The organism is Acinetobacter sp. ANC_7682 (assembly GCF_056779795.1).
Genome location: NZ_JBWYIQ010000006.1, coordinates 53,953 through 75,057, shown reverse-complemented (window position 1 = coordinate 75,057; position 21,105 = coordinate 53,953). Strand labels below are relative to the sequence as shown.

Genomic DNA, 21,105 nt, shown 5'->3' with positions numbered 1-21,105 from the left:
GTCCATAAACCCCTACATCTAAATGAAGTAAATGAATCAATTAGGTCCTTGAATGACTTTAGAAAAGGCAACTTTGCCTGTACCCGATTTTTCTCAAATTACGCTTGATCAGCTTAAATCACAGATTGAACAAGCGATTCAAAATGGTCAACACTTTATAAACCAACTCGAGAAAGTCCCAGACACGGTACAATTACAATTAAATGTGCTCGATCAAATCGATGAGTTAGAAAACCAAATGAGCGAATCTTGGGGTATTTTGTCTCACTTAAATGCTGTGATGAACAATCCTGAAACCCGCGAGATTTATCAGTCTCTTTTACCTAGCTTAAGTGAATACTACACACAATTAGGGCAACATACTGCGCTCTATCAAACCTACCAACATGTGCATGATGCACCTATTTTTTCGGATTTACCAGAAGCTCAACAGAGTGCGATTAAACTTGCTCTTAGAGACTTTAAACTTTCAGGCGTTGCACTAGAAGGTGATGCCAAAAAACGCTACGCAGAAATATCAGCTCGTCTATCGCAGCTTTCTTCAGATTTTTCTAACCACGTTCTTGATGCCACACAATCATATTTCAAACCATTAACTGAAGATGAACTTGCTGGTTTACCTGCGAGCAGTATCGAACTGCTAAAGCAATACGGTCAACAACGCGAACTCGATCAAGCCGTGGCGACATTGGATTTCCCTTCTTATCTTGCAATCATGACTTACGCAGATAATCGAGAGCTTCGCGAAGCCTTATATAAAGCATATACCACACGTGCGTCGGATCAGTCAGATCACCCTGAATATGACAATACTGCGGTGATGGAAGAAATTCTCAAATTGCGCCAAGAAATGGCTCAACTTTTAGGTTTTGATCATTATGCAGCATATTCACTGGCAAGTAAGATGGCTCCAAGTGTTGAAGCTGTAGATCAATTCCTGATTGAGTTGGCAGAACATGCTCGTAAACCTGCCCTACAAGAAATTGAGGCATTAAAAGCAATTGCTCAATCTCATGGTGTAGATGAACTACAACCTTGGGACACGACGTATTTCTCGGAAAAACTCAAAGTTCAACAGTTTAACCTTTCTCAGGAAGCACTTAAGCCATACTTCCCTACCCCTGTCGTCGTTCAAGGTTTATTTAAAATTGTGGAGCGATTATATGGTATTCAAGTCATTGAACGTGAAGCACCTGTATGGCATCTAGATGCACGATATTATGAGCTTGAAGATCAAGGCAGTGTCATAGGTGGATTCTATTTTGACTTGTACGCTAGAAGTGGGAAACGTGGTGGAGCATGGATGAGCGGATTCCGCTCACGTATGCAAACCAACAATGGCATGCAGAAACCGATTTGTTACATGGTCGGTAATTTTACACCACCGATTGGTCAACAACCTGCGCTTTTGACACATGATGAAGTCGTTACTCTTTTCCATGAGTTTGGACATGGTCTGCATCATATGCTCACAGAAGTAGATCATATCTCTGTAGCAGGCACACATGGTGTCGCTTGGGATGCCGTCGAGCTGCCAAGTCAATTTATGGAATTCTGGACTTGGGATAATGAAAGCTTGGCTTTAATCAGCCAACACATTGAGACCAAAACACCCTTACCTGAAGAACTCCTTAAGTCGCTTTTGGATGCGAGATTTTTCCAATCAGGCATGCAAACCCTTCGACAGCTTGAGTTTGCAATGTTTGATTTGAACATACATAAACAATCTCCTGCTTTAGATGCAACAGGTATTCAACAATCCTTAAACGAAATTCGTGAACAATATGCTGTTCTCCCTACAGCACCATACAACCGATTCCAAAATAGTTTTAGCCATATTTTCGCAGGGGGTTATGCCGCAGGCTACTACTCTTACAAATGGGCTGAAGTTTTAGCAAGTGATGCATTCGATCGCTTTGAACAAGAAGGGATCTTCAACCAAGAGACTGGACTTGCTTTCCGCAAGGCAGTGCTGGCTGTAGGCGGTAAAGATACAGCGCTTGATGCCTTTGTTAAATTTAGAGGTCGTGAGCCTAAAATTGATGCATTATTACGCCATCAAGGTTGGACGAATGACACTAAAACTGCTTAAACTACGCTACTAATTTTTGAAGGTGAGAGTCATTATGTCGATCAAACGTCGTTTCATTGCAGGTGCAAAATGTCCGAAATGTGAAGCTATGGATCGTATTGTCATGCTCACTTCAGGTGATTCAGAATGGATCGAATGTATTGAATGCAACTATTCTGAAAATCGTCCGACACATATTGACGAACCTCAAATGCCTGAGGTTGCAGACGAAATTGGTGTTATTCAATTTAAACCTAGTCCAAGAAATTAAGATGTTTAAAGTCAATAAAGCCAGCTCTATAGAGCTGGCTTTATTGTAAATTCATTAAAAAATAAGCACCCGAAGGTGCTTATTTTATTTAATTATTGATACCAACCAAATAACTTAAAGATATAAGGTACATAGGCGATAATTAACATAGCTGGAATCATCACAATCAGAGGAAGAATCCAACGTTCGTATTTGTAGTAGAACGTTTTATCTTTCACTTCTGCATCGGCAGCAGCCACCTCTTCATCACCAATCGACTGCCTTGCGAGCAAGTGATTGAGTGCAACTGGAGGTGATACATAACCCAATTCGAAACCAATTAAAGCAATCATCCAGAAGTGAACAGGATCTATACCATAAGCGTAGGCGACAGGTGCAACTGTTGCTGAAATTAAGATGACAGCACCAAACGGATCCATAATCATACCGACAAATACCATGAGACATACGATCAAGGTGATCACGATATAGATATTTTCAATATCCGTTGGGAAGTGTTCCATCAACTCGATACGCTCTAAGTATCCACCAACGCTGACAGACAATGCCATTAAGATCACAAGCGCCCCGATATGTCCGACTGTTTCACTTGCAGATACATGAATTGACTTCCAGAAACTCACTTTACGCGCAGGATTGTCTGGACTATCTTGCGCTGCAATTTCAGATGCTGACACTCGCGCCTTAGCTGCTTCTTGTTCAACCGAAGTATGGCTTAATGTCGTATCCCAATGTCCTACTGGTGCGAGCGGTGCTGGTTCATGACGTAATTTTTCATAAAGCACCATGACAAGTAAGATGATTGGCATCATGACTGGTGCAGTGAACTCATTCAAATTGGTATTTAATGCATACTTGTAGAATGACCACACAATCAGGAACACGATCACATAAGGAACCACTGCCACTAATGCCTTAGCTGAATTCGGGAATGCAACTGATGGCGCTGCAATACGGAATTTTTGCTCAGCAAAGAACAGTGAAATTAGTAGGAACAGTGTCGAAGTGATGAGGAAAACACCAATACCATATTGGTATAATAAGTCAGTTGTTACTTCTTTGTTCAGTGATGCAACAACAACAATCAATAGACATGGACGGAGTACCACACCAAGCGAACCCGACATCGCTGCTGTAGCCAAAGCGAATTGACGGCGTCCGCCCGCATTCCAAACTTCTTTATAAATGATCGCACCTGCAGCGATTACAAAAATACCTGATGCACCTGTATAGGCTGTAGGTAATGCAGCAGCAAGTAAGATTAACCAGGTAAGCGTTTCAGGCGCTAGATTCCATGGACGTAAAATATTTAGGAATTTATCAACAATTAATGTCTGCTTTAACAGCATACCTGCCCAAATGAACAGTGATAAATTAAGGAAAATGGTAGAGAACTCAACCAGCTGCCCTAAATAAATCCCTTGACCCATTGGATAGTCCATCACAAAGGTAAAGTTAAATCCTGTTGTGATCGCCATATAGGCATAAAGTGGGACTGACAATAATGCCATGCCAATCGTACCACCTGGCTTCGCATTTTCTGGTACACGGAACAATTGGTACAAACTAATTAATGTCAGTGTACTGAACAAGATTATCCATAACCAATAGATGATTGTCATCTCACTGGTTGGCGGAACACCAGAGTTCAATACAGATCTATACTGACTGATCGCTGAACTGGTTAAGAAACTGTTCGCAAGTATCATTGCGACAGCGTAAACCCTATAATCTAAAACAGAACTTGGACCGCGTAGACCAATGTGGTGGATTTTAAGTGTTGCAGTGATCGCTGCAAGTACCACCATGATAATCAATAGAACTGCCTTATTTTCCGTACCAAATTGGAAAATACCAAAGAAAGTTGTTTCCATGGTTCGGTAAGTTCGTATTGAAGGATTATCTTCTAAATACTGAATTGACTTATCGTAGAAGGCATATTTTTCTTCACATAACTGTTGACCAGCCAACACAGAGGCACGAACATCTTCTTCAGATGTTGTGCCAAAAATATCTGCAAATTCATCTTTTGCATTGGCTTGCATTTGGTTTTGAACCAGAAGGTCAATATTTGGATTTCGATCACAGACTGGCTTTTCAGGTTCGGCACGCAAGAATGAATACTGCATACCAATTTTTTCGTCACCGTATAGACTTTCACCTATACGTAACATCTGCCCGTGAATCATTTCTCCTGTCCCGATGATGAGCGTCAGTAACAGTAGAAGCAAAATCGTAAACGCAGATATCCACTCAGTCCATATATAACTAAGTAGACCTAACCCAGATCTCTTTTTAGAAGGCTCTTGCATTGTTATTCCATTATTTAATACTGCTATACATTGCCTGTACAGCTCATCTTTTCTAATTCGGGCTTAGGCAAAATCCTTTACCTAATTTCCTTACCACTTTTATCACATGAATCTGACTGATTTTTTTTTAAAAAAGAATGACTGACTTTTCCATTTTTTTTTAATTTATGCCAATTTTCATCAATTCACCTCTTAAGAGCGAGATGAAAACCAACTAAATCAGTAGGCTATACCATACTGTATTTCTTTTTTAAACAAATATGACCTTAAAAAAATAAATGCAAAAGATTTGAATCTGATCACACATTAAAATAAGTGATAATTAAGTATCAGAGTAATTAAGAGATGTGTGTGTCCTTCACGGAGATGTGCTGATAAATTAAAAAGAGCATGCTGAGTAATGCCCCCCATATTGCACCTGTTAAATGTGCTTCAACCAATACTGGGCTACCAATCATTTGCGCAGTATCGAGAGAACCAAAGATATTTTCCCACAAAATTTTGCCCGTGATTAAAGCTAATACAAGCAGCGAGAATTTACGTTCTTTTTCAAATTTAAAAAAATAAACTGCCAAAGCCATATACATACCATGTAGTACCCCTGATAGACCTGCATAAGCTTCAAGGTGAGGATAAACATAAAAAAAACTTAAACTAATTAATGGCGGGAGTGCGATTAACAAGTACAACATATACCTAATTTTGACATATGGGAAGATGAATGGCAGACAGGCTAAACCCACCATATTCAATGCATAGTGTATCCAGCCCACATGTACATAGTGGGCTGTCCATACTCGCCAAATTTCTTCATCCAATACAGGACGCCAATAGAAAAAATACTCCTGAAAAATCTGCAAACTAGCAGCAATACTGATACAGCATGCAATAAACAGTATTTTTCGAATCAGGATAGTATCTTTCATCTTTCGTATTCCTAAAAGAAAAAGAGCTTTAAGCTCTTTTTCTTGAATAACTCCATTTTTAATTTTGAACAAAATTAAAAAATCTTATTCGCCTAATGTGTTCTCGAAAAGATCATCGGCTTCATTGGTCGCTTGATCATCCCAGAAGCTCGACATTCCATCTGCTTCAGTTCGAACACCTGTATTCTCCGTCCAATAACGGTCTGAGATCGCTTGAATCATTTGTCCTGCCATATTATCCAATAACTTAAACTCTGGATTTACAGGAACTTCTTCTGCACGTGAAGCAGCATAAGAACGTAATGCATCACGTATTTTTGCATCGTCACCACTGGCTTGTGCTGCAACAGCATACAAGGCATGCGATAAGCGTACTCCTTTTTGCTCACCAATTTGCATAGATTGTTTAAGCGTTTGGTATGGATCTGGTTTGCCTGCATCAGCTCCAGGTAATAATGTCCAAATCACTGCTCGAGTAGCATTCGGTACACCCCAAAACTTGTTGTTATCAAGGCAGACCATGCCACGTTCAACAATTGCTGCGATATCTTTAGGAACATGCACTTGACCACCAGAAGCAATATCATTGGTCATTGCTTGTAAGCCACTTAACATCCCTAACAGATATACTGTTTGGTCAAGATTACGACGCATAGTTGGACATGAGTCACCTAAATTATATTTATATTTAGACTGCCAACGTTCCGCAAACAATTGATAACCCGTATATTGACGTTCGGCAGCAACAGCAGCCCAGCGCTTTTGTTCAATACGCGCATCTTGTGCTTCTGTCACTTGACCTGCTTTTGATGCTCTTAGGTATCTTAATTCTGCATCTAAGGCACGATTTTCTGCGCACATCCCTGAAGCTGAATATAAAAGAACTGCCATACGGGTCGGATCAGCACCCATATCTTTAGTCGCCATAATCACAGGAGTCAAAGCTGTGCCCTGATTACACACCATATCCACATCACCCATTGAGAGTACTGGTGGTAAGATGTGTTTTTCACTAAAAGCAAGTGATGCATTCGCACCAGTTTTGATTACGTATGAACATCCAGATAAAGTTGTAGCTGCTACAACCGCAATTGCCGTGAAAAGACCTTGAGTCTTTAATTTAGACATACTTCCTGTCCTCAATTTTATAATTTTGTCATCCTTGCGATTTAAAATATCAGATGCAATCGCTGAATAAAAGTGCAGCAATGCACTTCATTAACAATTAGTCTGTCATTGATCTGAATTGAAATAATTGACTTATTTTTTGAATTGTTAAAATTTTGGGCAAAAAAAAGTAGCATAGCGACGGTTCGGCACATGCTACTTATTAAACGGTAAACTCAAGAGAGTTTATTTTGTTCGTTGTTGTGGTGTTCAATTCGTTCCTTCAGCACAGTTCCTAGTCTTCCAATTATAATTGCCATAACAGCAGCAACCACTAGAAACAACCACATATGAATTTCGCTCATTTTGAAATTCCTCTTTAGCTGTTGGTATATTTAATGTACTTTAGAAATTAAGATTTCATCGTGTTTTTGTCTAACAATTTGATTTTCTTTCATTTTCGTCAAACAATTCATTTTTTATACATATTATATTTTTTTAAATAATTGTTTTTTATCATGTTTTAAATTTAAAAATAAAAGACTTATTGTCTAACAATTAGCCAAAATTTGCATGGGTAATCAAGCTTTTCCATTGTTTTTCATCTATTTGATCTCTCCAAATCACCAAAGAGTCGAATTTATTTTCGTTAAAACTGAGTACCACCAAGTAATGAAAATGAAAAACTCGATTCAGTTTTGCTTGGTATATTTTTGGATTTGAAGTCATTTGAATCGACCATAAATCTTTGTCTATTTTTTGTAATTCTTTTAATTGTGGTTTTTTTCTAAAATTCCACCAGATAAGCAGTATAAATATAATACTACCCAAAGCATAAATGAGCTCAATACTGATTAATAAAGTAATACTCATGATGAAAATAAAGAAAACATGAAACACAGCTGAATAAAAGCTGTGTTTCAGTGAATAGCGCTCATGGATTATGGACATAATCTTTTAATTTTTGAATAAAATGGCGCAATTCAGGTCGAGGTGGTTCAGAAACCTCCATAAACCAATCCAATAAATCAGGATCTTCTTGCTCAACCAATTCAGCAAACATTACTTTCTCTTCAGGTTCAGCTTGCAAATAGTATTGCTTTACATAAGGATCAAAATACACGTCAATTTCTTTTAAACCACGACGTGCTCGATAGATAACTTTACGCTCTTCAAGCGTTAATTCATCGTACATTTTTATCCCCTAATCTGTGTTCATTCTATTTTAACTGAAGCCATGAGCTTTGTGTTTTAAAAATATCAATTGACCAAATTCATCAGCAATTCTTGCGTTTTGAGCATTCAACACATTGCACCAATGTTCAGGCTCTCTTATGTTGTGGCTATTCTAATAACACTTATGGAAATATAAATATGCAATCAGGCGCAATTCGACCAATTCCTAATATGTTGCCTCGAAAATTATTCAATGCAGAGCATGAAGCCTTTCGTGATACTGTTCGAAAATTCTATGAAAAAGAAGTCGTTCCAAATATTGCCAAATACGAAGAACAACAGCATGTAGATCGTGACTTATGGAATAAAGCGGGTGAAATGGGTCTATTGTGCACCACAATGCCTGAAGAATATGGTGGATATGGTGTAGATCGACTCTACAGTATGATCCTCATTGAAGAACAAGCTTATGCAATGGATTCATCAACTGGTTTTTCATTGCATTCGGATATTGTTGCGAACTACCTGAATAATTTTGCCAACGAAGAGCAGAAGAAAAAATGGCTCCCTAAAATGGCTTCTGGCGAAGTTGTCACTGCCATTGCGATGACTGAGCCTGGTACAGGTTCAGACTTACAAGCTGTACGAACTTCTGCAGTTTTAGATGGCGATGAATATGTCATCAATGGTTCTAAAATTTTTATTACCAATGGTTATCTATGTGACATGGCGATTGTTGTGTGCAAAACAGGTAATAGTGATAAAGGTTCAGCTAACTTATCGCTTATTATTGTCGAAGCTGATCGAGCAGGATTCACCAAAGGTAAACCACTCAATAAAATTGGTATGAAAGGACAAGATACTTGCGAATTGTTCTTTGATAATGTTCGTGTACCAAAGGAAAATTTGATTGGTATGGAAGGCATGGGCTTCATCATGCTTATGAAAGAACTCGCTTGGGAACGTATGCTTGTAGCGATTATCTGCCAAGCTGGTGCAGAAGCTGCCTTTGCACACACAGTACAATATACAAAAGATCGTAAAGCATTTGGCAAGCCAATTGGCGCATTTCAAAATACACGTTTTAAGCTAGCAGAACTTCGAACTGAAATAGACTTTTGTCGTTCTTATTTAGATCGTTGTATGGAATTACAACTTGAGGGTACGTTAGGTGTAGATGCGGCTGCAGCTGCAAAATATAAAATTTCTGATATGTTCTCTAAAGTCGTCGATGAATGCTTGCAGTTACACGGTGGCTATGGCTTCATGCTTGAATACCCTATTGCACGCGCATATATCGACAACCGTGCAAATCGTATTTATGCAGGTACCAATGAAATCATGAAAGAACTCATATCACGTTCTTTGTAGATAGAAAAAGGAAGCTTTCGCTTCCTTTTTTATTTTAATAGCTATTCATTAAGACACTAATTTAGGCTTTTTTACAGACTGTGCCGGAGCCTTCGCAAATTTTAAAATACCATCATTAAAAGTCGCATTTTTGAGATCTTTACGATCAGCTAAATAGTTATGCGTTGCCATCCAAGGTGCCTTAGTACCTTGTTTTGGAAGTTGATCAGCCGCACGCGCAATATAACCTGATGACATTTCACCCATAACTGTTTCATCGAGCATTGCAGAATGGTCAGTTGGTGCGACAACTTCATCATAACCGTTCTGATCCATAAATTTGAATAGACGGCAAATATAATCAGCAATGACATCTACTTTTAATGTCCATGATGCGTTCACATAACCAATGACCATCGCCATATTTGGTACATCACTTACCATCACACCATTATAAAGCATATGTTCGCTAGTCTTGATCGGCTGACCATCAACAGTCGCTTTGATACCGCCCATAATTTGAATTTCTAGACCAGTCGCAGAAACAATGATATCTGCATCTAAGTGTTTACCAGATTTCAATTGAATACCATTTTCAGTGAATGATTCAATATGATCTGTTTCAACACTTGCTTTACCACTACGTAAAATTTTGAATAAATCACCGTCTGGCACTACACATAAACGTTGATCCCAAGGATTGTAACTTGGGGTAAAGTGTTTCATATCCACTTTACCTTTCAACTGCATTTCAATAGATTTAAGAAGTAACTTGCGAACCAGTTGAGGTTGTTTTTTTGACAAAGCAAAAATTGCACGTTGCATTCCGATATTACGAGCACGCGTGAACTTATATGCCATGTCCTCTGTCATAAATTTACGCGTTTTGTCATAAACAAAATCAATCGAAGGAATTGAAGCAATATAAGTTGGTGAACGTTGTAACATTGTTACATGCCCAGCCCCACCTTTTGCCATTGCTGGTACTAAAGTGATTGCAGTTGCTCCACTACCAATGATAACTACTTTCTTGCCGGTATAATCTAAATTTTCAGGCCAAAATTGTGGATGAATCAATTGACCTTTAAATTTATCTTGATTTGGAAAATCAGGTTGGAAACCTTGGTCATAGTTATAATAACCTGTGCAGCCTAAGACGAAATTAGCTTGCCAAGTTTGTTTCTTTTGATTTTGATCTTCGATTTCTACAATCCATTTTTTTATTGAAGTATCGTAATTCGCAGAAAGTACACGATGCTCAAAATGAATTTTTTCTTTAATATTGTACTCACTAACAACTTCACCCAAGTAACCTTTAATCGAAGCGCCATCTGCAAGCACATTCGCTTTACGCCATGGCTTAAAATTGTAGCCAAAAGTAGACATATCTGAGTCGGAGCGAATACCTGGGTATTTAAACAAATCCCACGTTCCACCGAAACTTTTACGACGTTCGAGTATTTCAAATTTACGGTTCGGATTATTTTTAATTAAATGTGCTGCAATTCCAATTCCAGAGATACCAGCACCAACAATAAGAATATCGACTTGCTTATCCATTTCTTTTATTAACCTTTTTATAAGAACATTTTTATTAAAACATATTTTTGACAATACACAATGTCAAGTTTGACTAAAAGTTGCAAAAAACATGTCAATTCAGGTCAAATAATGCCAATTGTTAGACAAAAAAAGGCCGGTTTATTCAACCGACCTTTTTTGAACAACTTGCGATGTTCTACACGAAATTATTTAACTTCGCGATCTACTAGCTCAACGTAAGCCATCGGTGCAGCATCACCTGCACGGAAGCCCGCTTTAAGAACACGTAGATAACCGCCGTTACGTTCTTTGTAACGAGGGCCAAGAACGGTAAATAATTTACCAACAGTTGCTGCTGAACGAGTACGAGCAAACGCTAAACGACGGTTTGCTACTGTATCGACTTTAGCTAAAGTGATTAAAGGCTCAGCTACACGACGTAACTCTTTTGCTTTAGGCACAGTTGTTTTGATCAACTCGTGTTCAAACAAAGAATTAGCCATGTTTTGGAACATCGCTTTACGATGACTGCTTGTACGGCCTAATTTCACACCACTATTACGATGACGCATGGTGATAGTCCTACTTAATTAACGACTACGATAGGCAAAACGATCGTCCATACGTAAACTAGCTGGTGGCCAGTTTTCTAAACGCATGCCGAGTTGTAAGCCTTTTGAAGCCAGAACATCTTTGATCTCAGTCAACGATTTTTTACCTAAGTTAGGAGTTTTTAACAACTCAACTTCAGTACGTTGAACAAGATCACCAATGTAGTAAATATTTTCTGCTTTCAAACAGTTAGCAGAACGAACAGTAAGCTCTAGATCATCTACTGGACGAAGCAAGATTGGGTCAACTTCTTCACGAGGTTCTTGAGCAACTGGAGCTTGATCTTTCTGAAGATCAACAAAGATTGCAATTTGTTGTTGCAAGATTGTTGCCGCTTTGCGGATCGCTTCTTCAGGGTCAACAGTCCCGTTTGTTTCAAGATCAATGACCAACTTGTCAAGGTCTGTACGTTGTTCTACACGAGCATTTTCAACTGTGTAAGAAACACGTTTAATCGGGCTATAAGACGCATCTAATTGTAAACGTCCCACTGGGCGAGTTTCACCTTCTGGGAAGCGAGAATCAGAAGTCTCATAACCACGACCTTGAACAACTTTCAAGCGCATTTTCAATGAGCCTGAAGCACTTAACGTGCCGATCAAATGTTCAGGGTTAACCACTTCAACATTGTGAGGTAAACGAAGATCAGCAGCAGTTACATCGCCAGGACCTTGTTTCTCTAATGTCAAATATGCTTCATTTTGATCGAACAGCTTAATAGACAATCCTTTAAGGTTCAGCAAGAGCTCGACGATGTCCTGCTGCAAGCCTTCTAAAGTACTGTACTCGTGCTCGACGCCTTCAATCTCAACTTCAACCACAGCAGCGCCAGGTAAAGATGATAAAAGAATGCGACGTAAAGCATTACCTAGAGTATGACCAAAGCCACGCTCTAAAGGTTCTAGAATCACTTTTGCCGAGGTCCCGCTTGCCGCTTCGACCTTGATCGCTTGCGGAGTTAGAAACTCGTTTGCAGTACGCGTCATTATTGCTACCTCAAGGATTATTTAGAATACAATTCAACAATCAAGCTTTCGTTGATTTCAGCAGGTAAATCAGAACGATCAGGTGCAGATTTGAATGTACCTTCTAATTTAGAATGGTCAACTTCCATCCAAGAAGGAGTTCCACGTTGAGCAGCCAATTCAATTGCGTTTTTAATACGTAATTGTTGTTTAGCGCCTTCGTGTACTGCAATCACGTCACCAGCTTTAACTTGGATTGACGCGATGTTAACACGACGACCATTTAAAGTGATTGAACGGTGAGATACAAGCTGACGAGCTTCTGCACGTGTAGAACCAAAGCCCATACGATAAACAACGTTATCTAAACGGCTTTCAAGCAATTTCAACAAGTTTTCACCTGTTGCGCCTTTAACACGAGCAGCTTCTTTATAGTAGTTACTAAATTGACGTTCTAAAACACCGTACATACGACGTACTTTTTGTTTTTCACGTAATTGTAGTGAGTACTCTGATTGTTTACCACCACGAGCTCCACCATGTTGGCCAGGAGCTTTAGCATGTTTTTTTGTCTTAACATCAAACGGTTTAACGCCTGATTTAAGTTGCAGGTCTGTCCCTTCGCGGCGAGAGAGTTTGCATTTTGGACCAATATAACGAGCCATGAATGTTTCTCCTTACACGCGACGTTTTTTAGGTGGACGGCAACCGTTGTGAGGAATTGGAGTCACATCGGTAATGCTATTAATTTTATAACCCACTGCACCTAAAGCACGAACCGCAGATTCACGACCTGGACCAGGACCTTTAACAAGGACGTCCAAGTTTTTCAAACCGTAATCTAAAGCAGCTTTACCAGCAACTTCAGCAGCTACCTGAGCAGCAAACGGAGTTGATTTACGTGATCCACGGAAGCCTTGTCCACCTGAAGTGGCCCAAGCCAGTGCATTACCTTGACGATCGGTAATAGTCACAATGGTGTTATTAAAAGAAGCGTGAATGTGTGCAACACCTTCAGAGACGGTACGAGTGACCTTCTTGCGTGTGCGAGTATCTTTAGCCATCTTTTAGCTTCCAGAAATCTTATTTCTTAATAGGTTTGCGCGGACCTTTACGGGTACGTGCGTTAGTTTTGGTGCGTTGTCCGCGGACAGGCAAGCTGCGACGATGACGAAGACCGCGGTAGCAGCCTAAATCCATTAAACGTTTAATGTTCATGGAAATTTCGCGACGTAAGTCACCTTCGGTCGGAACCTTAGCAACTTCTGCACGAATCGCATCAAGCTGAGCGTCATCTAATTCACGGATCTTAGTAGTTGGTGCAATACCAGTTGCAGCTAAGATTTGCTTAGCAGTATGGCGGCCAATACCAAAGATATACGTAAGAGAGATAACAGCATGCTTGTTATCCGGAATGTTTACACCGGCAATACGAGCCATTCACTTTCTCCAAAAAGGCAGTAGAGATAATCAACCGCCCCACAAAATCTTTGAGGGGCGGATAATAACCTAATTAGCCTACTGAAATCAACAGGTCTTGATCAGATTAACCTTGACGCTGCTTATGACGAGGTTCAGCGCTACAAATCACGCGGATTACCCCATTACGACGGATAACTTTACAGCTACCACAAATTTTCTTTACAGAAGCTTGAACTTTCATGATGAAACCTCTAAGTGCGCTTATCCCTTAGGATGAGCAGTCGTTTTACTCATTAGTGTTTGATTATCATATTGGCGCGATGTGAGGTGTGCCTGTAGCTGAGCCATAAAGTCCATAACTACAACAACCACGATCAACAGCGATGTACCACCCAAATGGAATGGAATACCAAAAGAACTTTGAAGCACCATCGGCATTAAACATACAACAGTGATATAAATCGAACCGATAAATGTTAAACGACTAAGAATATGATCTAAATAACGAGCAGTTTGCTCACCTGGGCGGATACCAGGTACATAAGCTCCACTACGCTTTAAGTTTTCTGATACTTCTTTAGGACTGAAAACTAGTGCCGTATAAAAATAACAGAAGAAAATAATAAGCGCACCGAATAGCACCAAATATAATGGTTGTCCAGGCGATAAAACTAATGCCAAATCTTGTAGTGTACGCTTAACGATCCCTGCATTAGGATCAGAACTACCTAACCATTGACCTAAACTTGCAGGAAACAGCAATAACGAACTTGCGAAAATTGCTGGAATTACACCCGCCATATTTATTTTTAATGGTAAGTGAGTCTGCTGTGCAGTAAATACTCGGCGACCTTGCTGCTTTTGAGCATAGTTAACAGGTATACGACGTTGCGCTTTTTCAATAAACACAATCGCAGCTAAAACAGCTAAAGATAATAAGCCAAATATAGCAATACCAATTAAACTTGATTGACCATTTTCCACAAGGGTAAATGATTGCACAACCATACTTGGTAAACCAGCAACAATACCTGCAAAGATGATCATAGAGATCCCATTACCAACACCACGTTCGGTAATTTGCTCTCCCAACCACATTAAGAACATGGTACCTGCAACTAAAGACGTTAATGCAGGAATATAGAATGCTAAACCTGAAGTAAAGGTAATCCCTTGACTGATCAGACCCGCACACATACCAATACCTTGTACAATTGCAAGGAATAATGTGCCGTAACGCGTATATTGGTTAATCTTACGCTTGCCCTGCTCGCCTTCTTTTTTCAATGCTTCCAGCGAAGGAACAACCGTTGACATTAACTGCACAATAATCGATGCAGAAATATACGGCATGATCCCCAACGCAAGAATGGACATTCGTTCCAATGCCCCGCCTGAGAACATATTAAACAAACCAAGGAAAGTACCCTGGTTTGCATTAAAGAAACGTTCTAAAGCGACATTATCAATACCTGGCAGCGGAATATGCGCTCCTAGTCGAAAGACCACCAAAGCACCAATTAAAAACATTAATCGGCGTATAATTTCACGATATTTAACGTGAAATGGTTGACCTTTCATCATGTGAACATGACCTGTAGAACTAGGAGACATAGACACTCGCGATTACTCCTCGACTTTACCGCCAGCAGCTTCAACAGCAGCTTTAGCGCCTTTAGTCAATGCAACACCTTGAACAGTGAATGCACGAGTGATTTCACCAGAAAGAACGATACGAGCACGAATCATATCTTTACGTACAACGTTCGCTGCTTTTAAAGTTTCAAGAGACACGATATCGCCTTCAACTTTGTTAAGTTCAGACAAACGTACTTCAGCAGTTTTCAAAGCCAATTGGCTAGTGAAACCGAACTTAGGTAGACGACGATATAATGCAGTTTGACCACCCTCAAAACCTGGACGAGTACCACCGCTCTTACGTGAGTTTTGACCTTTGACACCACGGCCACCAGTCTTACCAACGCCAGAACCAATACCACGGCCTAAACGAAGGTTATCACGTTTAGCACCTTCTGCAGGTGCAATTGTATTTAAACGCAGAGTCATGGCTTATTCCTCTACACTAACCATATAGTAAACTTGATTGATCATACCACGGTTAGAAGGAGTATCTTGAACTTCTACAGTGTGACCAATACGACGCAGACCTAAACCTTTAAGGCTAAGCTTGTGATTTTTCAAGCGATGCGATGCAGATTTAGTCTGGGTAACTTTAATCGTTTTCATGATTGATTACCCTTGAATTTGTGCTACTGAAAGACCACGTTTCGCAGCAACTTTCTCAGGAGAAGTCATATCACGCAGACCATTGAAAGTCGCGTTTACTACGTTCGCAGCGTTAGTAGAACCATAACATTTAGTTAATACGTTACGTACACCAACAGCTTCTAAAACAGCACGCATAGCGCCACCAGCAATTACACCAGTACCTTCAGAAGCAGGTTGCATGTAAACACGGCTAGCACCGTGACGAGCGTTGATAGGGTGCTGAACAGTACCATCAACAAGTTCAACAGTAATCATGTTGCGACGAGCAGCTTCAAGTGCTTTAGAAATAGCAGCTGGAACTTCACGAGCTTTACCACGACCAAAACCTACGCGACCATTACCATCACCCACAACAGTTAATGCTGTGAAAGAGAAGATACGACCACCCTTAACAACTTTGGCTACACGATCAACGGCAACCAGCTTTTCAACAAGACCTTCGTTTTGTTCAACTTTAGCCATGATTAGAACTCCAAGCCGTTTTCACGAGCAGCATCAGCCAAGGCTTTGATACGACCATGATATTTGAAACCAGAACGGTCAAATGCAACTTTAGTTACGCCAGCTGCTTTAGCACGTTCAGCGATTAAAGCACCAACTTTAGTAGCTGCTTCAACGTTACCTGTAGTACCACTACGTAACGTAGCATCTAAAGTAGAAGCTTGCGCTAATACTTTGCCACCATCTGCTGAGATTACTTGAGCATAGATGTGACGCGGAGTGCGGTTTACACACAAACGAGTCGCACCCAATGCACGGATGTGCAAGCGTGTGCTTTTCGCACGACGCAAACGGGTTTGTTTCTTTTCGTTCATAAGAACCTCGCGCCTTATTTCTTCTTAGCTTCTTTACGAAGTACAACTTCATCAGAATAACGAACACCTTTACCTTTATATGGCTCTGGCGGACGGTAACCACGGATATCTGCAGCAACTTGACCTAAAGCTGCTTTATCAGCAGATTTAAGCACGATTTCAGTAGCTGTAGGAGTTTCAGCAGTTACACCTTCAGGAAGGTTGTAATCGATCGGGTGAGAGAAACCTAGGTTAAGGTGAACTGTGTTCCCTTTAACCGCAGCTTTATAACCAACACCGATAAGTTGTAACTTACGTTCGAAACCTTCGCTAACACCTTTAACAAGGTTGTTAAGCACAGCGCGAGCAGTACCAGCTTGCATCCAAGCATCTTTAGATTCAGCTTTAGGAGCAACAGCTAGAATACCGTCTTCCTGTTTTAGCTCGACCAGCGCATGCAGGTTGAAAGACAAAGTACCTTTGCTGCCTTTCACTTCGACCTGCCGGCCGTTCTGAGTAACTGTTACACCGTTAGGTACAGTTACTGGGGCTTTAGCCACACGAGACATGAGGAATCACCTATTAAGAAACAAAAGCAATAACTTCACCACCGATACCTGCAGCACGTGCAGCGCGATCAGTCATGATGCCTTTGCTTGTAGAAACAATTGCAATACCTAAACCTTGCTTAACGCTTGGAAGGTTATCTTTACCGCGATATTGACGTAAACCTGGACGGCTAACGCGCTTCACAGTTTCAATAACTGGTTTGCCTTCGAAATATTTTAAAGTCAAAGTAAGTGTTGGTTTGCCTTCAGCATCCGCAACAGCTACGTCAGCGATATAACCTTCTTGTTGAAGAACGTTAGCAATCGCAACTTTTAACTTTGAGTTTGGCATAGAAACAGTTTGTTTCTTCGCCATTTGTGCGTTACGAACACGTGTTAACATGTCGGCAACGGTATCTTGCATACTCATTTATAGTGCTCCTTACCAGCTTGCCTTAACAACGCCCGGTACATCACCTTGCATTACTGTGTCACGTAATTTGTTACGGCTTAAACCGAACTTACGGAAGTAACCATGAGGACGACCAGTTAAACCACAACGGTTACGAAGACGTACTGGAGATGCATTACGTGGTAATGCTTGTAACTTCATCATCGCTTCGAAACGCTCTTCGTCGCTTGCATTTACGTTTGCAATAACAGCTTTTAATTCAGCACGTTTTGCAGCGTATTTAGCAACAGTAGCTTCGCGTTTCAATTCGCGATTAATCATACCTTTCTTAGCCATATCGACCTCTTATTTGAACGGGAAGCCGAATGCACGCATAAGCGCACGGCCTTCGTCATCGGTGCGAGCAGTCGTAGTGATGGTAATATCCATACCACGAATACGGTCAATCTTATCAAAATCGATCTCAGGGAACATGATCTGTTCTTTAAGACCCATAGAGTAGTTACCACGACCGTCAAATGATTTCGCAGAGAAACCACGGAAGTCACGGATACGAGGGATCGCGATAGAGATCAAACGGTCTAAGAATTCGTACATGCGTTCGCCGCGTAAAGTAACTTTACAACCAATCGGCCAACCATCACGGATTTTGAAACCAGCGATAGATTTACGAGCTAACGTAAGAACTGGTTTTTGACCAGCGATAGCTTGCATATCAGAAAGAGCACCATCAAGGAGTTTTTTGTCAGCAGCAGCTGCACCAACACCCATATTGATCGTGATTTTAGTGATGCGAGGGATCTCCATCACATTCTTAACGCCCAATTGTTCTTGTAATTGAGCTTTAAGTTCGTCGTTGTAACGCGCTTTAAGTCTGGCCATTGCCTATTTCAACCTATTACTTCGCTACCGCCACTGATTCACCATTTGATTTGTAAACGCGAGTTTTCACGCCGTCAATCACTTGGTAACCAACACGGTCAGCCTTTTGGGTTGTAGCATTAAAAATTGCCACGTTAGAGATATGAAGCAAAGCTTCTTGTGTAACGATAGCGCCTTCAGCACCTGTTGCACGGTTAGGCTTTTGATGCTTCTTAACTAAGTTAAGACCTTCAACCTTAACTCGGTCATTAGAAACAGACAAAACAGTACCTTGTTTGCCTTTTTCTTTACCTGCGATCACGATTACTTGATCGCCTTTTTTAATCTTAGCCATGATTGCCTCTATTATAGAACTTCAGGAGCCAATGAAATGATTTTCATGAACTGTTCAGTACGAAGTTCACGAGTCACTGGTCCGAAAATACGAGTAGCAATCGGAGCTTTGTTGTTGTTCAAAATAACAGCAGCGTTATCATCGAAACGAATAACAGAACCATCTGGACGACGGATACCGAATTTTGTACGTACAACTACTGCATTCATTACGTCGCCTTTTTTAACACGGCCACGTGGAATTGCTTCTTTTACAGTAACTTTAATAATGTCGCCAACTGAAGCATAACGACGATGTGAACCACCAAGTACTTTAATACATTGTACGCGGCGAGCACCACTGTTGTCTGCTACGTCGAGCATAGTTTCGGTCTGAATCATTGCCCTACTCCAAAACCGAGCATCACCGGTCACAATTTCGAAAGGCTCAAAGAGTACTCGAAATTGACCGATGATGCAACAAGAACGTTATTTACTCAGCAGCTGCTTCAACAACTTCAACTAAAGTCCAAGACTTAGTTTTAGAAATTGGGCGGCTTTCTTTGATAGTTACAACATCGCCAGTTTTAGCAGTGTTGTTCTCATCATGAGCGTGTAATTTTGTTGAACGGCGGATTGATTTGCCATACAACGGGTGTTGAACGCGGCGTTCGATAAGAACAACGATAGACTTGTCCATCTTGTCGCTTACTACTTTGCCTGTTAACGTGCGAACTGTTTGCTCACTCATTGTGCGTTCCCCTGTTTTTCGGTAAGGAGGGTCTTGATGCGAGCAATAGTTTTACGAGTTAATTGCACTTCGTGCGATTTACCCAATTGACCAGTTGCTTTAGCCATGCGAAGACGGAATTGGTTCAACTGTTGCTCATCAAGCAAAGCTGTCAATTCTTCTACCGACTTTTCACGTAGATCTTTAGTTTTCATTACATTACCGTCCGAGTCACGATAGTGGTTTTAAACGGAAGTTTAGCAGCAGCAAGCGTAAATGCTTCACGCGCTAATTCTTCGTTCACACCTTCCATTTCGTACAGGATCTTACCTGGTTTGATTTCACAAACCCAATATTCCACAGAACCTTTACCTTTACCCATACGAACTTCTAATGGTTTTTCAGTAATTGGTTTGTCCGGGAATACACGGATAAAGATCTTACCACCACGTTTTACACGACGGCTGATTGTACGACGCGCTGCTTCAATTTGACGCGCAGTCATGCGACCACGTTCAACTGATTTAAGTGCGATAGTACCAAAAGATACTGTGCTACCGCGATGTGCTAGACCAGTGTTACGGCCTTTTTGCACTTTACGGAATTTAGTACGTTTAGGTTGCAACATGGATTATTCTCCTTTTTCAGCAGAACGATCATTGCGACGACCACGACGCTCTTGACCTTCACCACGACCGCGACCACGTTTAGCTGGACGTTCTTCAGCTGGAGCTGGGTTCATGACTTGTTTCATGCCGCCCAAGATCTCACCACGGAAGATCCAAACTTTAACGCCGATCGTACCGTAAGTAGTTTCTGCGCGAACCGCTGAATAGTCGATGTCAGCACGAAGAGTATGTAGAGGTACACGACCTTCACGATACCATTCAGTACGTGCAATCTCTGCACCGCCTAAACGACCAGAAACTTCAACTTTGATACCTTTCGCACCAGCACGCATAGTGTTTTGAACCGCACGCTTCATAGCACGACGGAACATTACACGTTTTTCTAATTGAGAAGCAATTGCTTCACCAACTAGACGAGCGTCTAAATCTGGACGATCAATTTCGTTGATGCTTACTTGCGCTGGAACACCCATAATGTTGGTAAGTTCGCGCTGTAATTTTTCAATGTCTTCGCCTTTTTTACCGATTACGATACCAGGACGAGCAGTGCTAATTGTTACTTTAGCAGCACCTGTTGGACGTTCGATAAGAATATTGCTTACCATCGCATTCTTGAGTTTTTTGTTCAAAAACTCACGAACTTGAAGATCTTTAAGCAAGTATTCAGCGTATTGTTTCGGATTCGCATACCAGTTAGCGTTATGACGTTTCACAACACCTAGGCGGATACCGATTGGATGAACCTTCTGACCCAT

29 protein-coding genes and 1 pseudogene are annotated in these 21,105 nt (G+C 40.7%); 3 read left to right on the top strand and 27 right to left on the bottom strand.

What is annotated here, in order from left to right; all coding sequences use genetic code 11:
- Positions 1-52 precede the first annotated feature (52 nt).
- Both AC1M9D_RS04105 and AC1M9D_RS04100 read left to right on the top strand, forming a co-directional pair.
- The gene (locus AC1M9D_RS04105; RefSeq protein WP_481611557.1) at positions 53-2,092 is read left to right on the top strand and encodes a M3 family metallopeptidase; all 2,040 of its coding nucleotides are present in this window, start codon (positions 53-55) and stop codon (positions 2,090-2,092) included.
- A gap of 40 nt (positions 2,093-2,132) precedes the next feature.
- Complete coding sequence (locus tag AC1M9D_RS04100) at positions 2,133-2,342, top strand: YheV family putative zinc ribbon protein (RefSeq protein ID WP_481586819.1); 210 nt, start codon at positions 2,133-2,135, stop codon at positions 2,340-2,342.
- Between the two features lie 92 nt (positions 2,343-2,434).
- On the opposite strand, the gene AC1M9D_RS04095 is transcribed toward AC1M9D_RS04100, so the two are convergent.
- From AC1M9D_RS04095 to AC1M9D_RS04075, 5 genes are all read right to left on the bottom strand, one after another.
- Complete coding sequence (locus tag AC1M9D_RS04095) at positions 2,435-3,820, bottom strand: TRAP transporter large permease subunit (RefSeq protein ID WP_373683318.1); 1,386 nt, start codon at positions 3,818-3,820, stop codon at positions 2,435-2,437.
- A 1,172-nt stretch (positions 3,821-4,992) separates the two neighbouring features.
- Entirely contained in the window at positions 4,993-5,580 is a 588-nt protein-coding gene (gene rrtA / locus AC1M9D_RS04090; RefSeq protein ID WP_481589428.1) for a rhombosortase, read from the bottom strand.
- Positions 5,581-5,664: 84 nt separating this feature from the next.
- On the bottom strand, positions 5,665-6,708 hold the full coding sequence (locus tag AC1M9D_RS04085) for a hypothetical protein (RefSeq protein ID WP_035265182.1): 1,044 nt from the start codon (positions 6,706-6,708) through the stop codon (positions 5,665-5,667).
- 537 nt (positions 6,709-7,245) lie between these two features.
- Positions 7,246-7,416: a hypothetical protein gene (locus AC1M9D_RS04080; RefSeq protein ID WP_481611556.1), complete on the bottom strand. Its 171-nt coding sequence runs from the start codon at positions 7,414-7,416 to the stop codon at positions 7,246-7,248.
- 205 nt (positions 7,417-7,621) lie between these two features.
- Positions 7,622-7,882, bottom strand: a complete 261-nt coding sequence (locus AC1M9D_RS04075) for an FAD assembly factor SdhE (RefSeq protein ID WP_481611555.1) — start codon at positions 7,880-7,882, stop codon at positions 7,622-7,624.
- Positions 7,883-8,061: 179 nt separating this feature from the next.
- Here AC1M9D_RS04075 and AC1M9D_RS04070 point away from each other — a divergent pair, with 179 nt between their 5' ends.
- Entirely contained in the window at positions 8,062-9,234 is a 1,173-nt protein-coding gene (locus tag AC1M9D_RS04070; protein WP_035265167.1) for an acyl-CoA dehydrogenase family protein, read from the top strand.
- 48 nt (positions 9,235-9,282) lie between these two features.
- On the opposite strand, the gene AC1M9D_RS04065 is transcribed toward AC1M9D_RS04070, so the two are convergent.
- From AC1M9D_RS04065 to rpsC, 22 genes and pseudogenes are all read right to left on the bottom strand, one after another.
- The gene (locus tag AC1M9D_RS04065; protein WP_481594922.1) at positions 9,283-10,782 is read right to left on the bottom strand and encodes a flavin-containing monooxygenase; all 1,500 of its coding nucleotides are present in this window, start codon (positions 10,780-10,782) and stop codon (positions 9,283-9,285) included.
- A 179-nt stretch (positions 10,783-10,961) separates the two neighbouring features.
- A complete protein-coding gene (gene rplQ / locus AC1M9D_RS04060; RefSeq protein WP_034587447.1) occupies positions 10,962-11,327 on the bottom strand; it encodes a 50S ribosomal protein L17 in 366 nt (121 codons plus the stop codon).
- An 18-nt stretch (positions 11,328-11,345) separates the two neighbouring features.
- On the bottom strand, positions 11,346-12,353 hold the full coding sequence (locus tag AC1M9D_RS04055) for a DNA-directed RNA polymerase subunit alpha (RefSeq protein ID WP_035265161.1): 1,008 nt from the start codon (positions 12,351-12,353) through the stop codon (positions 11,346-11,348).
- 17 nt (positions 12,354-12,370) lie between these two features.
- Positions 12,371-12,997 carry a 30S ribosomal protein S4 gene (rpsD, locus tag AC1M9D_RS04050; RefSeq protein WP_035265160.1) on the bottom strand — a complete coding sequence of 209 codons (627 nt, stop codon included), beginning with the start codon at positions 12,995-12,997 and terminating at the stop codon, positions 12,371-12,373.
- Between the two features lie 12 nt (positions 12,998-13,009).
- Positions 13,010-13,396, bottom strand: a complete 387-nt coding sequence (gene rpsK / locus AC1M9D_RS04045; protein WP_001040166.1) for a 30S ribosomal protein S11 — start codon at positions 13,394-13,396, stop codon at positions 13,010-13,012.
- A gap of 19 nt (positions 13,397-13,415) precedes the next feature.
- The gene (gene rpsM, locus AC1M9D_RS04040) at positions 13,416-13,772 is read right to left on the bottom strand and encodes a 30S ribosomal protein S13 (protein WP_035265156.1); all 357 of its coding nucleotides are present in this window, start codon (positions 13,770-13,772) and stop codon (positions 13,416-13,418) included.
- Positions 13,773-13,878: 106 nt separating this feature from the next.
- The gene (gene rpmJ / locus AC1M9D_RS04035; protein WP_000867907.1) at positions 13,879-13,995 is read right to left on the bottom strand and encodes a 50S ribosomal protein L36; all 117 of its coding nucleotides are present in this window, start codon (positions 13,993-13,995) and stop codon (positions 13,879-13,881) included.
- 20 nt (positions 13,996-14,015) lie between these two features.
- Entirely contained in the window at positions 14,016-15,335 is a 1,320-nt protein-coding gene (gene secY, locus AC1M9D_RS04030) for a preprotein translocase subunit SecY (RefSeq protein ID WP_171076742.1), read from the bottom strand.
- A 45-nt stretch (positions 15,336-15,380) separates the two neighbouring features.
- Positions 15,381-15,821, bottom strand: coding sequence for a 50S ribosomal protein L15 (rplO, locus tag AC1M9D_RS04025; protein WP_179999269.1), 441 nt, complete (start codon positions 15,819-15,821; stop codon positions 15,381-15,383).
- Positions 15,822-15,824: 3 nt separating this feature from the next.
- Positions 15,825-16,001 (bottom strand): 50S ribosomal protein L30, encoded by a 177-nt coding sequence (gene rpmD / locus AC1M9D_RS04020; RefSeq protein WP_004786899.1) that lies wholly within the window; start codon positions 15,999-16,001, stop codon positions 15,825-15,827.
- Between the two features lie 6 nt (positions 16,002-16,007).
- Positions 16,008-16,505: a 30S ribosomal protein S5 gene (gene rpsE / locus AC1M9D_RS04015; RefSeq protein WP_035265141.1), complete on the bottom strand. Its 498-nt coding sequence runs from the start codon at positions 16,503-16,505 to the stop codon at positions 16,008-16,010.
- 2 nt (positions 16,506-16,507) lie between these two features.
- On the bottom strand, positions 16,508-16,858 hold the full coding sequence (gene rplR, locus AC1M9D_RS04010; RefSeq protein ID WP_035265138.1) for a 50S ribosomal protein L18: 351 nt from the start codon (positions 16,856-16,858) through the stop codon (positions 16,508-16,510).
- A gap of 14 nt (positions 16,859-16,872) precedes the next feature.
- Positions 16,873-17,406, bottom strand: a complete 534-nt coding sequence (gene rplF, locus AC1M9D_RS04005) for a 50S ribosomal protein L6 (RefSeq protein ID WP_035265135.1) — start codon at positions 17,404-17,406, stop codon at positions 16,873-16,875.
- A 13-nt stretch (positions 17,407-17,419) separates the two neighbouring features.
- A complete protein-coding gene (rpsH, locus tag AC1M9D_RS04000; protein WP_035265132.1) occupies positions 17,420-17,815 on the bottom strand; it encodes a 30S ribosomal protein S8 in 396 nt (131 codons plus the stop codon).
- Positions 17,816-17,827: 12 nt separating this feature from the next.
- Complete coding sequence (gene rpsN, locus AC1M9D_RS03995; RefSeq protein WP_067731180.1) at positions 17,828-18,133, bottom strand: 30S ribosomal protein S14; 306 nt, start codon at positions 18,131-18,133, stop codon at positions 17,828-17,830.
- A 9-nt stretch (positions 18,134-18,142) separates the two neighbouring features.
- Positions 18,143-18,679, bottom strand: a complete 537-nt coding sequence (gene rplE, locus AC1M9D_RS03990) for a 50S ribosomal protein L5 (RefSeq protein WP_004809796.1) — start codon at positions 18,677-18,679, stop codon at positions 18,143-18,145.
- 16 nt (positions 18,680-18,695) lie between these two features.
- Entirely contained in the window at positions 18,696-19,013 is a 318-nt protein-coding gene (gene rplX / locus AC1M9D_RS03985; protein ID WP_035265122.1) for a 50S ribosomal protein L24, read from the bottom strand.
- An 11-nt stretch (positions 19,014-19,024) separates the two neighbouring features.
- Positions 19,025-19,393 carry a 50S ribosomal protein L14 gene (rplN, locus tag AC1M9D_RS03980; RefSeq protein ID WP_035265119.1) on the bottom strand — a complete coding sequence of 123 codons (369 nt, stop codon included), beginning with the start codon at positions 19,391-19,393 and terminating at the stop codon, positions 19,025-19,027.
- Between the two features lie 91 nt (positions 19,394-19,484).
- Positions 19,485-19,742, bottom strand: coding sequence for a 30S ribosomal protein S17 (rpsQ, locus tag AC1M9D_RS03975; RefSeq protein WP_004691314.1), 258 nt, complete (start codon positions 19,740-19,742; stop codon positions 19,485-19,487).
- Positions 19,739-19,936 carry a 50S ribosomal protein L29 gene (rpmC, locus tag AC1M9D_RS03970; protein ID WP_035265113.1) on the bottom strand — a complete coding sequence of 66 codons (198 nt, stop codon included), beginning with the start codon at positions 19,934-19,936 and terminating at the stop codon, positions 19,739-19,741. The genes rpsQ and rpmC overlap by 4 nt, the downstream gene beginning before the upstream one ends.
- A complete protein-coding gene (rplP, locus tag AC1M9D_RS03965) occupies positions 19,936-20,349 on the bottom strand; it encodes a 50S ribosomal protein L16 (RefSeq protein WP_035265110.1) in 414 nt (137 codons plus the stop codon). The genes rpmC and rplP overlap by 1 nt, the downstream gene beginning before the upstream one ends.
- Positions 20,289-21,105: pseudogene (gene rpsC, locus AC1M9D_RS03960) on the bottom strand (30S ribosomal protein S3). The gene rplP and the pseudogene rpsC overlap by 61 nt, the downstream one beginning before the upstream one ends.

Coding starts and splice junctions, on each gene's coding strand:
- AC1M9D_RS04085 (WP_035265182.1), bottom strand. CDS start 6,708: ATGTCTAAATTAAAGACTCAAGGTCTTTTCACGGCAATTGCGGTTGTA.
- rpmD (WP_004786899.1), bottom strand. CDS start 16,001: ATGAAAACGATTAAAGTTACCCAGACTAAATCTGCATCGCATCGCTTG.
- rpsN (WP_067731180.1), bottom strand. CDS start 18,133: ATGGCTAAGAAAGGTATGATTAATCGCGAATTGAAACGCGAAGCTACT.
- rplR (WP_035265138.1), bottom strand. CDS start 16,858: ATGAACGAAAAGAAACAAACCCGTTTGCGTCGTGCGAAAAGCACACGC.
- AC1M9D_RS04055 (WP_035265161.1), bottom strand. CDS start 12,353: ATGACGCGTACTGCAAACGAGTTTCTAACTCCGCAAGCGATCAAGGTC.
- rpmJ (WP_000867907.1), bottom strand. CDS start 13,995: ATGAAAGTTCAAGCTTCTGTAAAGAAAATTTGTGGTAGCTGTAAAGTT.
- rpsM (WP_035265156.1), bottom strand. CDS start 13,772: ATGGCTCGTATTGCCGGTGTAAACATTCCGGATAACAAGCATGCTGTT.
- AC1M9D_RS04095 (WP_373683318.1), bottom strand. CDS start 3,820: ATGGCGATCACAACAGGATTTAACTTTACCTTTGTGATGGACTATCCA.
- rrtA (WP_481589428.1), bottom strand. CDS start 5,580: ATGAAAGATACTATCCTGATTCGAAAAATACTGTTTATTGCATGCTGT.
- rpsQ (WP_004691314.1), bottom strand. CDS start 19,742: ATGAGTGAGCAAACAGTTCGCACGTTAACAGGCAAAGTAGTAAGCGAC.
- rplF (WP_035265135.1), bottom strand. CDS start 17,406: ATGTCTCGTGTGGCTAAAGCCCCAGTAACTGTACCTAACGGTGTAACA.
- rplP (WP_035265110.1), bottom strand. CDS start 20,349: ATGTTGCAACCTAAACGTACTAAATTCCGTAAAGTGCAAAAAGGCCGT.
- rplQ (WP_034587447.1), bottom strand. CDS start 11,327: ATGCGTCATCGTAATAGTGGTGTGAAATTAGGCCGTACAAGCAGTCAT.
- rplN (WP_035265119.1), bottom strand. CDS start 19,393: ATGATTCAGACCGAAACTATGCTCGACGTAGCAGACAACAGTGGTGCT.
- rplE (WP_004809796.1), bottom strand. CDS start 18,679: ATGGCCAGACTTAAAGCGCGTTACAACGACGAACTTAAAGCTCAATTA.
- rpsH (WP_035265132.1), bottom strand. CDS start 17,815: ATGAGTATGCAAGATACCGTTGCCGACATGTTAACACGTGTTCGTAAC.
- rpsE (WP_035265141.1), bottom strand. CDS start 16,505: ATGGCTAAAGTTGAACAAAACGAAGGTCTTGTTGAAAAGCTGGTTGCC.
- rplX (WP_035265122.1), bottom strand. CDS start 19,013: ATGGCTAAGATTAAAAAAGGCGATCAAGTAATCGTGATCGCAGGTAAA.
- AC1M9D_RS04070 (WP_035265167.1), top strand. CDS start 8,062: ATGCAATCAGGCGCAATTCGACCAATTCCTAATATGTTGCCTCGAAAA.
- rpmC (WP_035265113.1), bottom strand. CDS start 19,936: ATGAAAACTAAAGATCTACGTGAAAAGTCGGTAGAAGAATTGACAGCT.
- secY (WP_171076742.1), bottom strand. CDS start 15,335: ATGAAAGGTCAACCATTTCACGTTAAATATCGTGAAATTATACGCCGA.
- rpsK (WP_001040166.1), bottom strand. CDS start 13,396: ATGGCTAAAGATACTCGCACACGCAAGAAGGTCACTCGTACCGTCTCT.
- AC1M9D_RS04080 (WP_481611556.1), bottom strand. CDS start 7,416: ATGACTTCAAATCCAAAAATATACCAAGCAAAACTGAATCGAGTTTTT.
- rplO (WP_179999269.1), bottom strand. CDS start 15,821: ATGACTCTGCGTTTAAATACAATTGCACCTGCAGAAGGTGCTAAACGT.
- rpsD (WP_035265160.1), bottom strand. CDS start 12,997: ATGGCTCGTTATATTGGTCCAAAATGCAAACTCTCTCGCCGCGAAGGG.
- AC1M9D_RS04075 (WP_481611555.1), bottom strand. CDS start 7,882: ATGTACGATGAATTAACGCTTGAAGAGCGTAAAGTTATCTATCGAGCA.
- AC1M9D_RS04105 (WP_481611557.1), top strand. CDS start 53: ATGACTTTAGAAAAGGCAACTTTGCCTGTACCCGATTTTTCTCAAATT.